Origin of the sequence: Alkalibacillus filiformis, from assembly GCF_030814115.1 — a bacterium.
GTDB classification, from domain to species: Bacteria; Bacillota; Bacilli; order Bacillales; family Alkalibacillaceae; genus Alkalibacillus; species Alkalibacillus filiformis.
Map to the genome: position 1 here is coordinate 14,391 of NZ_JAUSUP010000017.1, position 20,756 is coordinate 35,146.

General features: G+C 37.9%; 18 protein-coding genes, 1 riboswitch and 1 other annotated feature. Of the genes, 14 read left to right on the forward strand and 4 right to left on the reverse strand.

Translation table 11 applies throughout. From position 1 onward, the window contains the following. Positions 1–22 precede the first annotated feature (22 nt). From J2R98_RS13670 to ytkD, 9 genes are all read left to right on the forward strand, one after another. Positions 23–1,429, forward strand: a complete 1,407-nt coding sequence (locus J2R98_RS13670; RefSeq protein WP_307069935.1) for an isochorismate synthase — start codon at positions 23–25, stop codon at positions 1,427–1,429. After that, on the forward strand, positions 1,416–3,149 hold the full coding sequence (gene menD, locus J2R98_RS13675; protein WP_307069937.1) for a 2-succinyl-5-enolpyruvyl-6-hydroxy-3-cyclohexene-1-carboxylic-acid synthase: 1,734 nt from the start codon (positions 1,416–1,418) through the stop codon (positions 3,147–3,149). Before J2R98_RS13670 ends, menD begins: the two co-directional genes overlap by 14 nt. Position 3,150: 1 nt before the next feature. Next, complete coding sequence (gene menH, locus J2R98_RS13680) at positions 3,151–3,945, forward strand: 2-succinyl-6-hydroxy-2,4-cyclohexadiene-1-carboxylate synthase (protein ID WP_307069940.1); 795 nt, start codon at positions 3,151–3,153, stop codon at positions 3,943–3,945. Positions 3,946–3,964: 19 nt separating this feature from the next. Then, positions 3,965–4,783, forward strand: a complete 819-nt coding sequence (gene menB / locus J2R98_RS13685) for a 1,4-dihydroxy-2-naphthoyl-CoA synthase (protein WP_307069941.1) — start codon at positions 3,965–3,967, stop codon at positions 4,781–4,783. Positions 4,784–5,349: 566 nt separating this feature from the next. Next, positions 5,350–6,816 carry an o-succinylbenzoate--CoA ligase gene (locus J2R98_RS13690; RefSeq protein WP_307069943.1) on the forward strand — a complete coding sequence of 489 codons (1,467 nt, stop codon included), beginning with the start codon at positions 5,350–5,352 and terminating at the stop codon, positions 6,814–6,816. Positions 6,817–6,820: 4 nt separating this feature from the next. Beyond that, positions 6,821–7,927 (forward strand): o-succinylbenzoate synthase, encoded by a 1,107-nt coding sequence (menC, locus tag J2R98_RS13695; protein WP_307069945.1) that lies wholly within the window; start codon positions 6,821–6,823, stop codon positions 7,925–7,927. A 49-nt stretch (positions 7,928–7,976) separates the two neighbouring features. After that, positions 7,977–8,318 carry a hydrolase gene (locus J2R98_RS13700; RefSeq protein ID WP_307069947.1) on the forward strand — a complete coding sequence of 114 codons (342 nt, stop codon included), beginning with the start codon at positions 7,977–7,979 and terminating at the stop codon, positions 8,316–8,318. A gap of 143 nt (positions 8,319–8,461) precedes the next feature. After that, positions 8,462–9,019 (forward strand): hypothetical protein, encoded by a 558-nt coding sequence (locus J2R98_RS13705; protein ID WP_307069949.1) that lies wholly within the window; start codon positions 8,462–8,464, stop codon positions 9,017–9,019. A 29-nt stretch (positions 9,020–9,048) separates the two neighbouring features. Then, entirely contained in the window at positions 9,049–9,513 is a 465-nt protein-coding gene (gene ytkD, locus J2R98_RS13710) for an RNA deprotection pyrophosphohydrolase (RefSeq protein ID WP_307069951.1), read from the forward strand. Between the two features lie 52 nt (positions 9,514–9,565). Here ytkD and pckA read toward each other — a convergent pair whose 3' ends face one another. Next, positions 9,566–11,158 (reverse strand): phosphoenolpyruvate carboxykinase (ATP), encoded by a 1,593-nt coding sequence (gene pckA, locus J2R98_RS13715; RefSeq protein WP_307069953.1) that lies wholly within the window; start codon positions 11,156–11,158, stop codon positions 9,566–9,568. A gap of 230 nt (positions 11,159–11,388) precedes the next feature. Next, a riboswitch (SAM riboswitch) is annotated at positions 11,389–11,494 on the forward strand. 169 nt (positions 11,495–11,663) lie between these two features. Between pckA and metK the strand changes: the two genes are divergently transcribed. Beyond that, positions 11,664–12,866 carry a methionine adenosyltransferase gene (metK, locus tag J2R98_RS13720; protein ID WP_307069955.1) on the forward strand — a complete coding sequence of 401 codons (1,203 nt, stop codon included), beginning with the start codon at positions 11,664–11,666 and terminating at the stop codon, positions 12,864–12,866. A 46-nt stretch (positions 12,867–12,912) separates the two neighbouring features. Here the strand turns inward: metK and J2R98_RS13725 are convergent, their stop codons facing one another. Beyond that, a complete protein-coding gene (locus J2R98_RS13725; protein WP_307069956.1) occupies positions 12,913–13,437 on the reverse strand; it encodes a gamma carbonic anhydrase in 525 nt (174 codons plus the stop codon). An 80-nt stretch (positions 13,438–13,517) separates the two neighbouring features. Between J2R98_RS13725 and J2R98_RS13730 the strand changes: the two genes are divergently transcribed. After that, positions 13,518–14,315 (forward strand): alpha/beta hydrolase, encoded by a 798-nt coding sequence (locus tag J2R98_RS13730; protein ID WP_307069958.1) that lies wholly within the window; start codon positions 13,518–13,520, stop codon positions 14,313–14,315. A 7-nt stretch (positions 14,316–14,322) separates the two neighbouring features. Beyond that, the gene (locus J2R98_RS13735) at positions 14,323–15,387 is read left to right on the forward strand and encodes a tetraprenyl-beta-curcumene synthase family protein (RefSeq protein WP_307069960.1); all 1,065 of its coding nucleotides are present in this window, start codon (positions 14,323–14,325) and stop codon (positions 15,385–15,387) included. Positions 15,388–15,578: 191 nt separating this feature from the next. Here J2R98_RS13735 and mnmM read toward each other — a convergent pair whose 3' ends face one another. Both mnmM and mnmL read right to left on the reverse strand, forming a co-directional pair. Continuing rightward, entirely contained in the window at positions 15,579–16,142 is a 564-nt protein-coding gene (gene mnmM / locus J2R98_RS13740; RefSeq protein WP_307069962.1) for a tRNA 5-(aminomethyl)-2-thiouridylate-methyltransferase MnmM, read from the reverse strand. Next, entirely contained in the window at positions 16,139–17,098 is a 960-nt protein-coding gene (gene mnmL, locus J2R98_RS13745; protein ID WP_307069964.1) for a tRNA modification radical SAM protein MnmL/YtqA, read from the reverse strand. Before mnmL ends, mnmM begins: the two co-directional genes overlap by 4 nt. Before the next feature lie 164 nt (positions 17,099–17,262). Next, positions 17,263–17,478, forward strand: a binding site (T-box leader). A 71-nt stretch (positions 17,479–17,549) separates the two neighbouring features. Between mnmL and leuS the strand changes: the two genes are divergently transcribed. Both leuS and J2R98_RS13755 read left to right on the forward strand, forming a co-directional pair. Next, entirely contained in the window at positions 17,550–19,964 is a 2,415-nt protein-coding gene (leuS, locus tag J2R98_RS13750; protein ID WP_307069966.1) for a leucine--tRNA ligase, read from the forward strand. Positions 19,965–20,016: 52 nt separating this feature from the next. Further along, a complete protein-coding gene (locus tag J2R98_RS13755; RefSeq protein ID WP_307069967.1) occupies positions 20,017–20,328 on the forward strand; it encodes a rhodanese-like domain-containing protein in 312 nt (103 codons plus the stop codon). Positions 20,329–20,756 lie beyond the last annotated feature (428 nt).

Here is a 20,756-nt window from a genome sequence, read left to right on the forward strand (position 1 = left end):
TTTTCTTATTGGAGGATTAATCATGCTTACTACAATAGAAAGACTTTCGATTAATGAAAAACTTAACGAAGCTTTAAGTCATATAGATGAACAAGGTCAATTTTTATCGCTTACAATTGAGGTATCTTCAATTAATCCAATTGATTACTTTGCGAGTAGAGACGATTTAAAGGGTGAACGATTTTACTGGACGAGTGCAGATGGCGAGTTAACTTTTGTTGGCTTGGGTTATGCCAATCAGTTTTATTCAACGGATTCTGATGAACGTTATCAGTCAATTGAACAAGCCTTACAGGATCAAAAACAACAAATGATCCAACTTCAAAATGAACAAATCGCAGGTACTGGAGCTATATACTTTGGTGGCTTTTCATTCTTTAATGAACGTCATCACTCTGAGTGGCATGACTTTCCAGTGAATCAGTTTGTGCTTCCTAAACGCCTTCTTACCGTTAAGAGTGGGAAGCATTACTTATCTTTAAATTTATGGATAGAACCCAACGACTCTGCAGAAAATGTTTCAACCATGATTGAAACTGAGTTAGATCAAGTCAATGGAGTACAACCATTCACAAATAAGGAAATGAGCTTTGCGCAGGTTAATGACGAGTTAACTTATGAAGAATGGCAGTCATTAATTGTTAATGCGGTTAATGAAATTAATGATGGCAAGCTTGATAAAGTAGTACTAGCGCGTGAAGTCGAAGCGCTCTTTGAAGAACAGGTCCCTGTTGAACAAGTGTTGAACGCATTGTTAGAACAACAAGAGCGTAGTTACATTTTTGTTATGGAAAATAATAATCAGGCTTTTATTGGTGCGACACCTGAACGATTAGTGGAAGTGAATAGTGGTGAGCTTCAGTCAGCTTGTTTAGCTGGTACGACATCACGTGGACAAACAGTTGATGAAGATGAGTGGAAAGCTTTAGAGTTATTGAAGGACGATAAGAATTTAGAGGAGCACCAATATGTCGTTAAGATGATTCAAAATTCTGTGTCGCCTTTATGTGATAGGCTATCTATTCCAAATCAACCGATGATCAGGAAGTTAAGCAAAATTCAGCATCTATTCACACCCGTTTCAGGAACATTAAAAGAAAGTGTGACTATTTTTGATGCATTAAAAGCGTTACATCCTACACCAGCTTTAGGTGGGGAGCCACGTCAAGAAGCGATGGATTTTATCCAACAACATGAACCTCTTGAGCGTGGTTGGTACGCAGCACCAATTGGTTGGGTCGATGCAAACTTTAACGGTGAGTTTGCTGTTGCCATAAGGTCTGCATTATTAACAGGACATAAAGCGCGACTATTTGCTGGTTGTGGTATTGTTTCTGATTCAGATCCTAAAGCAGAGTATGACGAAACAAACTTAAAGTTTTCACCAATGTTAGGAGCTTTAGGGGGGTACATCGATGACAATGAATGAGCAAACGTATTATTTATCTTATTTTATAGATGAACTTTTTCAAAATGGTATGGAAGATGTTGTCATCTCACCAGGGTCTAGGTCAACGCCTTTAGCCATGTTATTTTCAGAGCACCCTCATCTTAATGACTGGCTTCATTTCGATGAGCGCTCTGCTGCATTTTTTGCTTTAGGCATTGCGCAAACAAAGCAAAAGCCTGTAGCATTAATATGTACTTCAGGTACGGCGGCAGCAAACTATTACCCGGCAATAATTGAAGCTTACTATAGTCGAGTACCATTGATTATTTTAACCGCTGATCGTCCACATGAATTACGTGACAATGGTGCACCACAAGCAATTGATCAAATTAAAATGTACGGTGATTATGTGAAACATTATCACGAAATGGCGTTGCCTGAAGCAACAGAACCTATGTTAGGCTATAGCCGAAGACTAGCTAGTCGGGCTTATACGATCGCAAACAGCCGAAATAAAGGCGTTGTACAGTATAACTTTCCATTTAGAGATCCGTTAATTCCCGATTTACTTTTGAAGGACTTATGGGGACAGTTTAAGTCGCCATATTTAAAATCGTCTGGCGGATTTGAGACGATTGATGACTTTGAAGCGGAAGATATTTTGCAAGCTGTCTCTAATTACAATCGTGGATTAATTGTTTGTGGCGAACTAACACGTGAGGAAGAAATCACTTCAGTATTAAAACTTGCAAAAGAATGGAAAATACCTGTCTTAGCAGATTCACTAAGCCAATTAAGACAGTATGAAGAGACTCATGAGTATGTCATTTCTACATATGATGCATTGCTAAAGCATGATGATTTTCGTGAAAATTACCAACCAGAGTTCATCATCCGATTTGGCTCAATGCCGGTTTCAAAACCATATTTTCAGTGGTTAATGAGTTATGAACCTAATTTACACATCGTCGTTGATGAACAAGCGGGATACCGAGAACCTTCGAATGCAAGGACATGGATGGTATATAGTAGTGTAGATCATTTCATCGATCAATTGTTAAGCAGTAATAGCTCTTACGTTTGCGATCAAAAATGGACTAGAGAATGGCTGTCCATTGATGAAGAAACGAAAACGATGTTAAGAAGAATCACTGAGCATGAATTAACTGAGGGTTCAGTTGTTTCAACTTTGTCAGATCACTTACCAAACCGCCATACAGTATTTGTTGGTAGTAGTATGCCGATCCGTGACATGGATACATTTTTTCTCCCGGCTAAAAAGCATGTAACGGTTAGAGCTAATAGAGGAGCGAACGGTATTGATGGCGTAGTTTCATCAGCCTTTGGTGCTGCTGCAACAGGAGAAGAGGTCACATTGTTAATTGGTGACTTATCGTTTTTACATGATTATACGTCATTGCTTCTTGGTATAAAAAATGAACTGAATCTACGAATTGTCGTCATTAATAATAATGGCGGTGGGATCTTTTCATTTCTACCACAATATGAGCATAAAAAACATTTCGAAAAACTGTTTGGCACACCATTTAATCCGCCAATTAAAGAAATGGTTGGATCTCTCGGGGTTCGTTATCATTTTGCTCAGTCCAATGAACAGTTAGCTCGTCTAGTTCGTAAGCCCGTTACTGGAATTGAAGTCGTTGAAGTACAAACAGATCGTGATGAAAACTTCAAATGGCATCAAGATATAAGAGGACATGTCCGTCAGATAATTAATGATTATAAAGGTGAACGTTAATATGTATTACACAATTAATGACAATACGTATTATGTAAGGACGATTGGTGAAGGTGAACCGTTAGTCATGTTACATGGGTTTACTGGAGCTTCAACGACATGGAAAGATGTCATTGAATATTTGAGTGGTTACAGACTGGTGTTAATCGATCTACCTGGACATGGGCAAACAGAAATAAATAACTTAACGGATATGAGACAAGCTTGTGTTGAACTAAATCAACTATTTCTTGAAATCGGCCTTAAACAATTTAATCTACTAGGTTATTCAATGGGGGGGCGTATGTCGTTAGTTTATACATCGATGTACCCCGAAACTGTGAGCTCTTTAATATTAGTTGGTGCATCCCCTGGGTTACAAGGAGCAGACCGAAATAAACGAAAAGAACAAGATGAGAAGTTGGCAAATTTCATTATAGAATCAGGTATGGAGTCATTTGTCGACTATTGGGAATCGCTCTCTCTATTTAAAACGCAACTTAATCTCTCAATAGAAAAACGTAATGAAATTAGAGCAGAACGTTTATCACAGCAGGCAGAAGGGTTAGCGCTGTCTTTAAGGACGATGGGAACAGGTCACCAACCTAACCTTTGGCCTGATTTAGCAAAAATTAATCCACCAGTTTTACTAATTGTAGGTGAATTCGACGAAAAATTTGTTAAAATAAATGAAGAAATGGTAAAAAATCTACGAAATGCTAAAATGGATATAGTGGATGAAACTGGACATGCTGTTTATGTAGAAAGTCCGCGAATTTTTGGTAAAATAGTAAGTAGGTTTTTAAACCATACATAACATTGAAGGGGGTAAGACAATGGCAATCGAGTGGGTAACTGAAAGAGAATATGAAGAAATTAAATATGAAACGCATAATGGTATTGCCAAAATTACTATTAATCGTCCGGAAAAGCGTAATGCCTTTACGCCTTTAACGGTACAAGAGTTAATCGATGCTTTTGCCTATGCACGTGATGACTCTAAAATTGGAGTAATCGTTTTAGCAGGTGAAGGGGACAAAGCATTTTGTTCTGGTGGAGACCAGTCAGTACGTGGGCATGGTGGATATGTAGGAACTGACCATATACCACGTCTTAACGTATTAGACTTACAACGTTTAATCCGTACAACTCCTAAACCAGTAGTCGCTATGGTGTCAGGTTATGCAATTGGTGGTGGACACGTACTACACGTTGTATGTGACTTAACAATTGCAGGTGACAATGCAATCTTTGGTCAAACAGGTCCTAAAGTAGGTAGCTTTGACGCTGGATACGGTGCTGGATATTTAGCGCGTATTGTTGGTCATAAGAAAGCGCGTGAAATTTGGTACTTATGCCGTCAATACGACGCTGATGAAGCAAAAGAAATGGGTCTTGTAAACACAGTCGTTCCAGTTGATCAGTTAGAAGAAGAAACCGTTCAATGGTGTAACGAAATGTTAGAAAAGTCACCAACAGCACTACGCTTCTTAAAAGCTTCGTTCAACGCGGACACTGACGGTTTAGCTGGTCTACAACAAATGGGTGGCGACGCAACATTACTTTATTACACTACTGAGGAAGCAAAAGAAGGTCGCGATGCATTTAAAGAAAAGCGTAAGCCGGACTTTGATCAATTCCCACGTTTCCCATAAAAATGAGTGAAGAGGTTGAGACAAAAGGGATGATGTGTTGTGAAAACACGAACTTTTGATTTTTTGATGTTAGTTAAGCAATTACTTAGCGGAATCAAAATGCGTAGACTCCTGGTCGGCTAAAAGCGGTCACGTCCTGCGCCTGCGGTTACTCGGCGCAAATTAAAGCGCTGAAGCTTTTGAAATCTGCATTTGTGGCCAACGCCGACATTAGACCGTCCAGGTCGTCATGGCAAAGGCCTGGGTGAGACCCCACCGGATGCACCTGCGTCTTCTAGCTATGCTTCGAAGCAGGCTTCCTCGGTGCAAAGCACAAGGAGGTTACTCGAAGTAGTAGCTTGGCTCACTAGCCGCCCCGGCAAAGAAAACACTGCGACAAACGACCGTAGGGAGTTTGAGCAGATGTTGCACTTGTGCCCTGTGGGTAAAAGCGAAGCATTTTGATGGAGCGTAATTAAAAGGTAAACCCGAACGAAGTCAGTATATGATTTCGTTCGGGTTTTGTGTAATAAGAATTAGTTCTATCTCCTACATATAAAGTTAGACTTGAAAGGAACGTCAGTAATATGACAGAAATGATAAATTGGCTAACTAAAAGAGCTGAACTATCCCCGAATAAACAAGCCGTCGTTTTAAAAGACGGCACAGCTTATACATTTTCAGATTTGAAAAATCACGCTAAAAGTGTAGCTAGCTACTTAGCTCATTTAGGGATTAAACAAGGGGATCACGTTGCACTGTTATCTAAAAATAGTTATGATTTTCTTGTTACGATTCATGCTTTAAATTATCTCGAAGTGACGAGCTTTTTAATAAATACGCGTTTAACAGCTCAAGAGATTAATTATCAGCTAGAAGACGGGGAAGTTCGTTACTTAATATATGATGAGGATTTGTCAGATCTAGCTGAACCAATCGCACAACAAGCGGTTAAGACAGTGAGTATGCAACAATGTCCTAAAAGTAACCAGACTAATAATATAATGACTGACGATTTAAACTTGAAATCAACATCACATATTTTGTATACGTCAGGTACGACAGGGAATCCAAAAGGTGTGCAATTGACGTATCAGAATCATTGGTGGAGTGCGACAGCTTCAGCATTAAACTTAGGGTTACACGACCATGATCGTTGGCTGTTAAGTTTGCCAATGTTTCACGTAGGTGGGTTATCAATCGTTTACCGAAGTGTTATCTACGGTATTCCGATACATTTACATGACACGTTTGATGTAGAAGCGGTTCACGAAGATTTGATGAAAAATGGTGTGACTATTGTTTCAGTCGTTAGCGTTATGTTGGAGCAGTTGTTAGATCGCTTAGGTGAAGAGCATTATCCAGAGCAGTTTCGCTGTATGTTATTAGGTGGAGGTCCAGCACCTAAAGGCTTGTTACAACAAGCAAAAGATAAACATGTCCCTGTGTTTCAAACGTATGGCATGACAGAAACGGCCTCACAGTTTTGTACGTTAGATGATGAGAATGCTTTATCTAAAATTGGATCAGCTGGTAAACCCCTTTTTCCAAATCAATTAAAAATCATACAAAACGAACAAGAACAACCAGCTAACGAAGTAGGAGAAATTGTTGTTAAAGGACCCACTGTAACTCAAGGTTACTACAATCGAGACGAAGCGACCCGTGAAACGATTGTTAATGGCTGGTTAAAAACAGGTGACCTCGGTTATTTTGATGAAGACGGTTTTCTATACGTTGTCGATCGCCGCAAAGATTTAATCATTTCTGGTGGAGAAAATGTATATCCAGCTGAAATAGAAGGTGTATTAAAAATGCACCCTAAAGTAAAAGATGCAGGTGTCGTCGGACAAGAAGATGACCGATGGGGACAAGTACCTGCGGCGTTTATCGTTTTTGAAGAAGCGGTTGATTTTGCTAAACTCGAGCAGTTTTGTTTAGAACATTTAGCCAAATATAAATGTCCAAAAAAGTGGACTTCAATTGATGAATTGCCACGTAATGCTTCTAAAAAGTTGTTACGTCATCAATTACAAAAGCAATTAAAGGAGTGAGAAGATGGACTTAAAGGAAGTCATCGTTCGACAAGTCGGGATGAAGTTGAAGAAACCCTTTCAAACGGTTAATGGCTTAGTTGTTATGCGTGATACGCTTATTATAGAAGCGCATGATCAAAATGGTCATGTTGGATATGGTGAATGTGTCGCCTTTGCAGACCCTTTCTATACACCAGAGACGACAACGACAGCTTGGGATATGTTGAGGTATTTTTTATTACCAATTTTAAAGAAAAGTAAAATTGAACACCCTAATCAAGTTCACGAAACGTTTAGTGGTGTTCAAGGTCATCAAATGGCTAAGGCTGGAATTGAAACAGCTTTATGGGACTTATACGCTAAACAACAGAAGAAAAGCTTGAAAGAAGTAATCGGTGGTCAGTACGATGAAGTCGAAAGTGGTGTCGTCCTTTCCTTGACTGATGATTTAAAGGAACAAGCGAAAGAATTTACTAAAAAAGGCTACAAGCGCTTCAAGTTAAAAGTACAAAAAGGCAAAGAACGAGAAACCATAGAAAAAGCAAAAGAATATATCGGTGATGTACCGATTATGTTTGACGGTAATGGCGGATACGGTCCTGAAGATATGTTGCATCTAAAAAATTTAGATGATTTAAACTTACATATGATCGAACAACCTTTTAGACAAGATGACTTTTATTATCATCATCAATTGAAAAAAGAGATGAACACATTAATCTGTCTTGATGAAACCGTTAAATCTGAACATGATGCTTTTCAGGCAATTGAACTAAATGCAGCTGGCTGTATTAATGTCAAATTAGGACGCGTAGGAGGTTATCAAGTTGCCTTGAACATTCACAACTTTGCTAAGGTAGCGGATATGCCATTATGGTGTGGCGGAATGATAGAGACAGGAATCGGTCGAGCTCATAACGTTATATTAGCCTCACTAGAACAATTCAAGTTACCTGGTGATTTATCTGAATCTCAGCGTTATTGGGAAGAAGATATAATTGATAAGCCATATAAAGTGAAAGACGGGAAAGTTCAAGTACCTACGAAGCATGGTATTGGTGTTAAAGTAAATGAAAAAAGATTAAGTGAACGCACTGTACGCCAGTTTGAATTTGAAATGACAAACTAATGCATAAATTAAAACCACCTTTGGCACATTAAGGACAGAGGTGGGGCGAATGGAAAATGAAAAAAGAAAATTTTATGTAAGCATTGAATCAGGTGAGATTTCTGAATACAAAGCGGGAAATAATGATGATTTTATTATTTACGGAGATCCCGAAGAGATTATTGCACTTCGAGAACTCTTCGATGATTTAAAAGGAGCAGAAGGTGCTACGGGCTTCCGAGCTACGATCCCTTTTAAAGAGTACCACAATGATGATGAAAATGATTCATACGATTATCATTTTATGAAATGTTATAAAATGATACACCATTTAGGAGATGAAGCAACAAAACAACATATTGAAACAATGCCGTTCTATGACCAGTTTGATAAAATTTCAGATGAACAATAACCTTGATCCATTTTTGGTTCAAGGTTTTTTTTGCCTTTTATAACTTCTATCAATTTTATGTTTAAGTAAGGTCTAATAGAGGAATAGTAGTCATATAGATATTAAAAAAGATTACTAGTTTTATATTATGAGAGGTGGAAATGATGAAACAATTAATGTATTTAACAATTATTGCATTACTTATTGTCACTATACCGTTTTCATATAATCAATTAAATGCTGAACATGGGTCATTAGTTGTTTCTGAACAACAGAACCATTTCAGTTTAACTGAAAATAAAGATCAAATGAGTACATCTGATGAATCAGAACATGAATTGTCACATGAAGATATCGTTTCAGTCATGGATCGATTTATGGATCAATTAGTTCAAGAAACAACAGAAGACTATCGTGTATCAAATTATGACACAATGGAACAATTGAAAGAGAGCTTTTCTGATTTTGCCTCAAGTCATGTAACTAATCAGTTTGTCGATTATTATTATGAAGAGAAAGATGATGGTCTCTATATTATTCCAACTGCAACACCACCTTGGTTTATAGATGGTGTAGATTATGAAAAGGTAGAAGTTGAACCAGGACACTATTTAATTAAGCAAAATAATGAAACAGAATTCGATGGAGAATATACAATTGTTATTGAGCTACAATTGAAGGATGGAGGGCAACCGTATATAATGGATATACAGTACGAATAGACAAAAATATAATAAAGGAACGTGTTCTAGTGGAAGTATTTAAGGACTACTACCAAAATACAGTAAAATTCGTGAAAAATGAGATGTACTTTTCAAATCAACCTAAACATGTTTGGGTTATTACTAAACATAAAGGACAATGGCTATTAACGAAGCATAAAAACCGAGGAATAGAGTTCCCTGGTGGAAAAGTAGAGCAAGGGGAAAGTGCTGATCAAGCTGCTATAAGAGAAGTGTATGAAGAAACTGGTGGCATTGTGAAAGAGTTGCAGTTCGTCGGTCAATATTATGTCGATGGTAAAGGTGGAGACATAGTTAAAAACGTGTATTTTGCTCAAATTGATGAGCTTGAAGAACGTCCCCATTACTACGAAACAGAGGGACCTATTTTGTTAGATGATATACCGAAAAATGTTAAAAAAGATCACCGTTATAGTTTTATGATGAAAGACAAAGTGTTACAAATTGCGATTAAAGAAATTAAAAGCTTATAAATGATAAAAATAAAACCGTCTTGTGATGATCACGAGACGGTTTTATTTATTATTAACTTTTATAAGTAGGACCTGCTTGACTAATGTCAGTTGGAACATACTCAAACTTATTGAAGTTGTTGTGGAACTTACGAGCTAATTCTTTGGCTTTTTCATCATATGCATTAGCGTCGCTCCAAGTTTTCTTAGGATTTAACACGTCACTTGGTACGCCTGGGCAAGTCGTTGGCATGTGAAGGCCGAAGATTTCATCTTGGTTATAGTCGACATTATTTAATTCGCCTTCTAATGCAGCGTGTACCATAGATCTTGTATGGCTTAGCTTCATTCGAGACCCTTCACCATAACTGCCACCAGTCCAACCAGTGTTAACTAAAAATACTTGCACATCATGTTGGTCGATTTTCTCACCTAACATTTTCGCATATGTTGCAGCCGGTAACGGTAAGAATGGTGAACCGAAGCATGCAGAGAATGTTGCTTCTGGCTCGGTTACTCCTCGCTCTGTTCCAGCTAACTTACTCGTGTAACCACTTAAGAAATGATACATTGCTTGTTCCTTTGTTAATTTACTAATTGGAGGTAATACTCCAAATGCATCAGCCGTTAAAAAGATAATCGTATTCGGGTGCCCAGCAATGCTTGGTTTAATAATATTATCAATATGTTCAATAGCATATGCCGCTCTCGTGTTCTCTGTTAGGCTCGTATCATCGTAATCTGGAAGTCTAGTTTCTTCATCAACTACGACATTCTCTAATACTGCCCCAAAGCGGATTGCGTTATAAATTTGAGGTTCTTTCTCTTCTGATAAATTAACACATTTAGCGTAGCAACCACCTTCGATATTAAAAACACCGTTTTGTGACCAGCCGTGCTCATCATCACCGATTAAGCGACGGTTTTCATCAGCTGACAAAGTCGTTTTACCTGTACCAGATAAACCGAAGAATAAAGCAACGTCACCTTCTTCACCAACGTTAGCTGAACAGTGCATGGATAGAACATCACTTTTTTGTGGAAGCATATAGTTCATAACAGAGAAGATCGATTTTTTAATTTCACCAGCATATTCTGTGCCACCGATTAACACAATACGGTGTTTAAATGATACAATGATAAAAGTTTCTGAATTTGTGCCATCTACTTCCGGGTCTGCTTTGAAGTGAGGGGCAGAAATAACAGTGAAATCGGTATTGTGGTTTTTAAGTTCTTCGTCTGTTGGGCGAATAAACAGTTGGTTGGCAAACAGATTATGCCATGCAAATTGTGTAACGACTTTAATTGACAAGCGGTGTTTTTCATCAGCACCAGCAAATCCACGGAATGAATATAATTCGTCTTGTTCTGATAAGTAATCTGTTACTTTTTGAAGTAAGTTATTAAACTTATCTTCGCTAATTGGTTGGTTAACTTCTCCCCATTCAACATGGTCTTTCGTTTCTTCATCTTCAACGATGAATTTATCTTTAGGGGAACGACCTGTATATAACCCTGTTGTTGCTCTAACTGCACCTGTTGATGTTAGAATTCCTTCTTCTCTAGATAAGATCTTTTCGACGAGTTCGGCAATAGATAAATTCTGTTGCATTGCATCATCGTTAGCTAATTTAGAGACAAGTGTGTCCGCATTTATTGTCTTCATATTTAGATCACCCTTTACATTTGTATGTATAGATATTCTTTTTTTATAAACTTCGTTAATAGTGTAACACATTTACATAAATAAACCACACTATTAATAAAATTTTCACAAAATCTAATAAAAATGGGTGTATACCTATTTTAATCTTATCGTATTTAAATAATTGGAAAAAATAGTCGTCAGTTGACACGATTTGCGCTTCACGTTATTATAATGCAGAAACGGTATTTCTCTTATCCAGAGTAGTGGAGGGAACAGGCCCTATGAAGCTCGGCAACCATCACTTTATGTGACAGGTGCTCATCCTGATGCAAGGGACTCCTTGGACGATAAGAGTGAAAGGCAGCGATCACCTTTCCCTTGTCAAAGCAGGGGAAAGGTTTTTTATTGCATGTGAAGTTGATGTAGGTAAGTTAAAATACGTTTATAAAATATAAAGATAGTGAACGCTTTTCACTAGGGTATGAGATCCGTTCAATTAATTATTTGGGGAGGATATTTGTTTATGTCGAATCAACGTCGGTTGTTTACTTCTGAATCAGTAACAGAAGGACATCCAGATAAAATTTGTGACCAAATTTCTGATGCTATTTTAGATGAAATTTTAACACGTGATCCAAATGCTCGTGTAGCATGTGAAACAACTATTACGACTGGTTTAGTACTTGTATCAGGAGAAATCTCGACTTCAACTTATGTTGATATTCCAACGATTATTCGGGACACTGTTAAAGAGATTGGCTATACTCGTGCGAAGTTCGGCTTCGATTATGAGACGTGTGCTGTTTTAACATCAATAGATGAACAATCACCTGACATTGCCCAAGGTGTAAATGAAGCTTTTGAAAAGCGTGAAGGACAAATGACAGATGATGAGATCGAAGCGATTGGTGCTGGTGACCAAGGATTAATGTTTGGTTATGCGAGTAATGAGACAGAAGAGTTAATGCCTCTTCCAATTTCATTATCACACAAACTGTCTAAGCGTTTAGCTGATGTTCGTAAGACAGAAACGGTTCCTTACTTACGCCCAGATGGTAAGACACAAGTGACGATTGAATATGATGATGATGGTCAGCCAGAGCGAGTTGATACGATTGTTATTTCAACTCAGCACCATCCTGAGATTGACTTAGAACAAATTAAGTCTGACTTAATGGAACATGTTATTCGTCCGGTTGTGCCTGAACAGTTAATTGATGAGAAGACGAAGTTCTTTATTAATCCTACAGGGCGCTTTGTCATCGGCGGTCCACAAGGTGATGCAGGCTTAACAGGTCGTAAGATTATCGTCGATACTTACGGTGGTTATGCTCGTCACGGTGGTGGCGCATTTAGTGGTAAAGATGCTACGAAGGTAGACCGCTCAGCTGCATATGCAGCACGATATGTCGCTAAAAACATTGTTGCAGCAGGATTGGCTGATCAGTGTGAAGTACAATTAGCTTATGCAATCGGTGTTGCTCAGCCAGTATCTATTTCAGTTAATACGTTTGGTGCAGGCAAAGTTTCTGAAGAGCGTTTGGTTGAGGCAGTTCGCGAGACTTTTGACTTACGTCCAGCCGGTATTATAAAAATGCTAGACTTAAGACGCCCTGTTTATAAGAAAACAGCTGCTTACGGTCATTTCGGTCGTACAGATGAAGACTTTACTTGGGAAAAAACCGATCGAGTAGAACAGTTGAAACAGAAGATTGGTATTGAGTAGATAAATAAAAGCTATGAGCGTCAACTAGACACTCATAGCTTTTACTTTATTTATTGCGATTTTGTTGCTCTTCTTTGTAAACTTGTCCCTTATCAATGTAAGTTTGTCGGATCCGGTTCATCTCCTTAAGGTCATCATCAGTAATTTCCCTAACGACTTTAGCTGGTCTACCGAAAGCTAACGTGTTAGCTGGTATCTTCTTTCCGGGCGGTACTAAACTACCTGCTCCGATAAAGGCATTCTCACCAATCTCAGCTCCATCAAGAACTGTTGCTCCCATACCGATTAACGAGTTTTCTTTTAAAATACATGAATGTAACATCACTTGGTGACCAATTGTTACACCGTCTTCTATAATTAATGGTTGATTCGGACTTTGGTGTAACATACTTTGGTCTTGAATATTAACGTTTTGACCTATTTTAGTCGGTGAAACATCACCTCGAATGACTGTTTTAAACCAAATGCTACTATGTGCTCCAATCGTCACATCACCTGTAATGACGACGTCTTCAGATATGTAAGCAGAAGGATCAATCGTTGGGTATTGTCCTTTGTATGGTAATATCATTTTTACCCTCCTATATAAATAATATGGTAAGATAATTATAACAAAATTTATGCACGTTATGTTATGGGAGGAGAATGTGGATGTTAGTTCGTGAAAGTGAAAACCCTAAAGCGGTCATTGTGTTAATCCATGGAGCTTTCGAACATTCAGGGCGTTATGAGTGGTTAGTTAACCAGCTCAACCATAACGGTTTTCATATCGTTTATGGTGACTTGCCAGGTCAAGGCACCAATAAAGGTAGAAGAGGTTTTATTAAATCGTTTGATGATTACATTGTAACAGCTGAAAAATGGATCAATCACGCGTTAACGTTTGAATTGCCAGTGTTTTTGCTAGGTCATAGTATGGGTGGCTTAACGGCCATTCGTGCTCTTCAAGAAAAACAATATCCCATTCAAGGCGTATTATTATCTTCACCAGCATTAGGGATTCATAACGTACCAGAAAAGCCACTTTACTTCGTTTCAAAAGTGTTAAACTATATATTACCAACGATTTTGTTCAAAACGAACATACACTCCGAAATGGCCACGCGAAATGATGCATTTTATGCTAGAGATTTAGCAGACCCACTCTACTTACGGAAGGTGTCTGTAAGGTGGTATCATGAGTTTGAAAAGGCAATTAATGAAGCGTTTGAAAAAATTAACGACTATCCGGAAGTGCCGACGTTAATTTTACAAGCAGGGGAAGATTTGTTAGTGCCTATTGATCAAGTAGAATCGTGGTATGAGAAATTGAGCATACAAGATAAAGAGATCAAGATTTGGGAAAACTTATATCATGAAGTATTTAATGAGCCAGAACGAGATGAAGTGTTAACTATGGCGTTACACTTTTTAAATACTCAATTAGTTGAAGAAAAGCAGGAGGGCTAATGCTTTTATGAAGATTCCAAACTCTCTATCTCAAGTTTTAACGACTTGTTATAAAGATTTATTCCCACAAGTTAATGAAACACTCAAGCAGTGGAAAGAAGAAGCTCACCATATTCCAAACGAAGAGTTAAGAACTCAAGCTTTAGCAAGTATTGAATCAAAAACTTTCCACTGTGAAGGTGGCTCAATTTATGCAACTTTAGCGCGCGATCATTGGAAAAATGCGATTGAATTTATTGTAGCCTATCAAACCATTAGCGATTACCTTGATAACTTATGTGATCGAAGTAAATCACTAGACCCTGACGATTTTAGACAGTTACACGAGGCACAGCTGGATGCGATTCGAATAGAGCCGAATTTAGAAGGGGTAAATTATTATTCATTTCGCGATGATCAAGATGATGCGGGTTATTTATTACACTTAGTCGAAGAGTGCCAACGAATTATTAAGCAAATTCCTAATTACGAATTGATCCAGCCGTATATTGAACGGTTAGCTTCATTATATGTCGATTTACAAGTACATAAGCATGTCGTTGAGCATGAACGTGTTTCGAGGTTAACTACTTGGTTTGAAAAGGAAAATGACGACGATGATTTGCGCTGGTTCGAATTTTCAGCAGCAACGGGTTCAACTTTAGGTATATTTTGCTTGATTTCTTATGGACTAGCTAATGAACGACATGGTCGTATAATGTTAGAATCCTTCTTTCCGTCATTACAAGGGTTACATATATTATTAGACTATTTTATTGATCAACATGAAGATGAAGTTGAAGGGGACTTAAACTTCGTTAATTATTATGAAGATGAATCAGATAAGGTAGCTAGGATCGGTCATATGATTAAGCGAGCAAGAAATGAGTTAAGTGATATCCCAGATCAACAATTTCATCAGTTAATTATTGACGGCTTAGTCGGATTATATTTATCAGACCCTAAAGTGAAAGAGATTAGTGGTGCAGATGTAGCTGTTAAACAATTGCTACATGATGCTGGTTGGCGGGCGAAAGTGGTTTACTGGAACGGTAAAGCTTATCGAAAGTTGAAAGGTCGGAAGTCAGCATAGTATTTTAAAAGGGAAAACCCGCTAGGATTTAGTGAAGCTAAATCCAGCGGGTTTTTATTGGCGCTCAGGAAAATTTATTGGCGCTCAGGAAAATTTATTGGCGCTCAGGAAAATTTATTGGCGCTCAGGAAAATTTATTGGCGCTCAGGAAAATTTATTGGCGCTCACAGAAATTGATCAGCGCACAATCATCACTTTTTATATACAGCAACGACAAAAGGAGCTTTCCTACTTCTATTGACCATTTGATATTTTGCAATGTCGACTTCTTTAGCCGATTTAGTTGATAAATATTCAAGTAGTTCAGTTTTTTCGATTTCGCCTGTTTCATGACCGGGATAGATGACAATTACGATATAGCGTTCTGACTTCAACAACTTCAGAATGCCTTCAATCGCTTCAATTGTCGTGTTGGCATTTGTCGTAATCGATTGATCACTTTTAGGTAAAAAGCCTAAATTAAAGATTGCACCATCGACCTCATTAACATTTCTTTTAGTTAACTCTTCGTAGACATGTTCATGCCCCCGTAAAACGGGAGTAATTTGATTAGCATGATGATCATTGAAAATTTTTTGTGACTGGTCTATTGCTTCTTGTTGAATATCGAATGCATAGACATGACCATTTTCCCCGACTAATTGACTGAGCATTAAACTATCATGTCCATTACCTAAAGTCGCATCAACGACGACGTCCCCTTGTTGAAGAGTATCAATTAATAGCTGGTGTGCAAACGGAATAATTTGTTTCATGAATGAGTCATCTCCAATGGTTGATAATGTTTACCTTGCCAACTGAAGCGGCGTTTAAATTCAGCGTCGATTTCATTAAGCACGTTAAATTTGTCCATACTCCACATCGGGCCAACCATTAATTCAATCGGGCCATCACCGGTAATTCGATGAATGATCATGTCAGGTGGTAATACTTCAAGTTGATCGACGACGAGTTGAACATATTCATCTCGTGATAAAAACTTCACTAACCCTTTTTCATATTGCTTTATCATAGGCGTATTTTTTAATAAGTGAAGTAAATGGATCTTGATGCCTTGTATGTCTAGTTGAGAAACGATCTTTGCTGTTTCTAGCATCATGTCATAATCCTCACCAGGCAAGCCATTAATAATATGAGAGCAAACGCGAATATTATGTTTGCGTAACTTGTTAACGCCTTCGATATAACATTCTAAATCGTGTGCACGATTGATTAGTTCACTCGTTTTTTCATGAGCTGTTTGTAGACCAAGTTCAACCCATAAATAAGTTCGTTCATTTAATTCAGCTAAATATTCAACGACGTCATCTGGCAAGCAATCAGGTCTTGTTCCAATCGATATACCGATGACCCCATCTTGCTTCAATACTTTTTCAAACTTCTCGCGTAACTCATCAACAGGTGCATGAGTATTTGTATAAGCTTGAAAGTATGCCATATACTTGCCGTCTTTCCATTTGTCGTGCATACTGTCTTTTACTTTATGAAATTGAACTTCAAGATCCTCTGCACGGTCACCGGCGAAGTCCCCGCTACCAGCAGCTGAACAAAAAGTGCACCCTCCGTGAGCTACAGTCCCGTCACGATTTGGGCAGTCAAACCCTCCATCTAACGGGACTTTGAATACTTTATGGCCGAAGGTTTGTTTTAAATGATAATTCCATGAATGATATCGTTTATGATCCAACGAATAAGGAAACGGATTTTGCATAATTTAACTCCTTAATACTTAAATTCTGAACCTATCTTAACACGTGAGATGGTTGGTTTGTCACACTGAAGCTGTAATTAACATATTTAAACAGTATGAAGCTTGACATTTATATCGAGGTTGATTAAACTTTATATACAAATATTCTACTATAATTGTATAGCATAAAAGCAATTATAAAGGAGTAGTAAGAATCTCGACAAACTTAGAGAGGTAACGGTTGGTGAAAGTTACTTTTGTCACTTCTGAACTCGCCTTTTAGTTATGTGTATGAAACAAGTAGTACACATCGTTTTTCCGCGTTAAGGAACTCGAGTGAGCCACATACATAAGTGTTGGCTAATTTGGGTGGTACCACGGGTAATACTCTCGTCCCAACTTTTGGGGCGGGAGTTTTTTATGTTTAACCTAAGTTTTACAAAAATGAAACGAAATAAAGGAGGAAATAAAAATGGCTTATAACCATCGACAAATCGAAGCCAAATGGCAACAGTATTGGGAAGAAAATAAAACATTCCAAACGAACACAAATTCAGAAAAGCCTAAGTTTTATGCGCTTGATATGTTTCCATACCCGTCTGGTGCAGGCCTTCACGTTGGTCACCCTGAAGGTTACACGGCAACAGATATTTTATCTCGTATGAAACGTATGCAAGGATTTGAAGTGCTACATCCAATGGGGTGGGATGCATTTGGTTTACCTGCAGAACAATACGCGATTGATACAGGTAATGACCCAGCGGAATTCACGCAACAAAATATTGAGATTTTTAAACGTCAAATTAAGTCATTAGGGTTCTCATATGATTGGGACCGTGAAGTTAATACGACTGATCCTAACTATTATAAATGGACTCAATGGATCTTTGTTAAGTTATATGAAAAAGGTTTAGCTTACATTGATGAAGTACCAGTTAACTGGTGCCCAGCGTTAGGAACAGTATTAGCTAATGAAGAGGTTATTGACGGCGTTAGTGAGCGTGGGGGTCACCCCGTTATTCGTAAACCAATGCGTCAGTGGATGTTAAAGATTACAGAGTATGCAGATCGTCTTTTAGAAGATCTAGATGAACTTGATTGGCCTGAAAGCTTAAAAGATATGCAACGTAATTGGATCGGTAAGTCTGAAGGTGCTGAGATTACGTTTGATATAGAAGGAACAAATTCTAACTTTAAAGCTTTCACGACTCGTCCAGATACAATCTTCGGTGCGACTTACGCTGTCTTTTCTCCAGAACATCCGTTAGTTGATCAAATTACAACTGAAGATCAGCGAGACAAAGTGGAAACCTATATTAATGAAGTAGAGAAGAAAAGCGAACTAGAAAGAACAGATCTAGCAAAAGGTAAAACAGGTGTATTCACAGGTGCTTATGCGATTAATCCAGTTAGTGGAGAAAAGATGCCGATTTGGATTGCAGACTATGTTCTAATGTCATATGGTACGGGTGCCATTATGGCAGTTCCGGCACATGATGAACGTGACTATGAATTCGCTAAAAAGTTTGACCTACCAATTGTAGAAGTTGTTTCTGGTGGGGACATTGATGAAGCGGCATATACTGAAGATGGTGAACATATTAATTCGGACTTTTTAAATGGATTAAAAACTGATGAAGCTATACAAAAAGCGATTGAATGGTTAGAAGAGAACGGTCGCGGTACGAGACAAACCACGTATCGTCTGCGCGATTGGTTATTTAGCCGTCAACGTTATTGGGGTGAACCAATTCCTATTATTCATTGGGAAGATGGTACGATGTCAGCTGTAGATGAAGCAGATCTACCATTAGAACTTCCGAAAACGACTGAAATTAAACCTTCAGGGACGGGAGAATCTCCGTTAGCGAATATTACTGAATGGGTTGAAGTAACAGATTCTGAAACAGGTAAAAAAGGTCGAATCGAAACAAACACAATGCCACAGTGGGCAGGAAGCTGCTGGTATTATTTACGCTATATTGATCCTCATAATGATGAAATGATTGCTGATCCTGATAAGTTGAATGAGTGGTTACCTGTAGACATTTATATCGGTGGTGCTGAACACGCAGTGCTTCACTTACTATACGCTCGTTTCTGGCATAAGGTGCTTTACGACATAGGTGTAGTGCCAACGAAAGAACCATTCCAAAAGTTATTTAACCAAGGAATGATTTTAGGTGAAGGTAATGAAAAAATGAGTAAGTCAAAAGGAAACGTTGTAAACCCAGATGATATCGTGAACTCTCATGGTGCTGACACGTTAAGATTATATGAAATGTTCATGGGACCTTTAGAAGCTTCAGTTGCTTGGAGTACAAATGGTTTAGACGGAGCGCGTCGTTTCTTAGATCGAGTATGGCGCTTGTTCGTTGATGAAAAGGGTGAAATATCAGCAAACATTACAGATGGTGGAAACTCTGATTTAGAAAAGGTTTATCATGAAACTGTTAAGGCAGTTACAGAATACTATGATGAACTAAGATTTAATACAGCTATTTCACAAATGATGGTATTTATTAATGAATGTTATAAAACTAACTCTGTACCTCGTGAGTACGCAGAAGGTTTTGTTAAATTAATCGCACCTATTGCACCACATATTGGTGAAGAGTTGTGGTCTAAGTTGGGTCATGAAGGTACTGTTACTTATGAGCAATGGCCAACTTATGATGAATCAAAACTTGTAGAAGATACAGTAGAAATTGTGCTACAAGTAATGGGGAAAGTTCGTGCAAAGGAAAGTGTACCGAAAGAGGCAACCCAAGAAGAGTTAGAAGAAATCGCATTAAATAATGAAACAATACAAGAGTGGATTGAAGGTAAGACTGTACGTAAAGTAATTGCAGTTCCAGGAAAGTTAGTCAATATAGTTGCAAACTAATGTATGAGGAGGGCACCCTCCTCATACATAAATTTGAAATGGAGGATATGACATGAGCGAGGAAGTAAAAGAGATCTTACCAGAAGAACTAGAAAAAGAGATTGAAAGCGGATCAAAGTATACAATAGTAGATGTTAGAGAAGATGAAGAGGTAGCGACTGGTATGATTCCAGGAGCTAAACATATAGCATTACAAACTATTCCTGATCAATTAAATGACTTACCGAAAGACGAGGAGTATGTAATGGTCTGCCGCTCAGGTGGAAGAAGTCATAATGCCTGTATGTTTTTAAATGAGAGAGGGTATAGCACCGTTAACTTAAAAGGTGGCATGCTAGAGTGGACAGGTGAAAAAGTCTTTTAAGATTTATTATTGACTTTTGATTTTCAATTTGGTTATAATTGTCCCTGTCGCCAAAAAAGGATAACAAATCTTCGAAAGCGACAGGGTAAAAATTTCCATCTATGAATAATTGACATTATTAGATGAGATACGCTATAATTTATATTACAACAAATCAATAGAGATGAGTTGTTGATCAACAAAATAATTAGTCAAAAAGTTATTGACACTTATTTTTGATTGATGTTAAATTATTTAAGTCGCCTTTTGAAAAGGCACTAAAACAAAATATAAAAAGTTGTTGACTTACAAATCTCAACTTGTTATATTGATTAAGTCGCTTTTTTGAAGCGGCCAACTTCGAACCTTGAAAACTAAACAAAATAGCCTGTCGTCAATTCAGTTTTCTTCTAGTGATTGACTAAGAAGAAAACAACGATGACATTAAA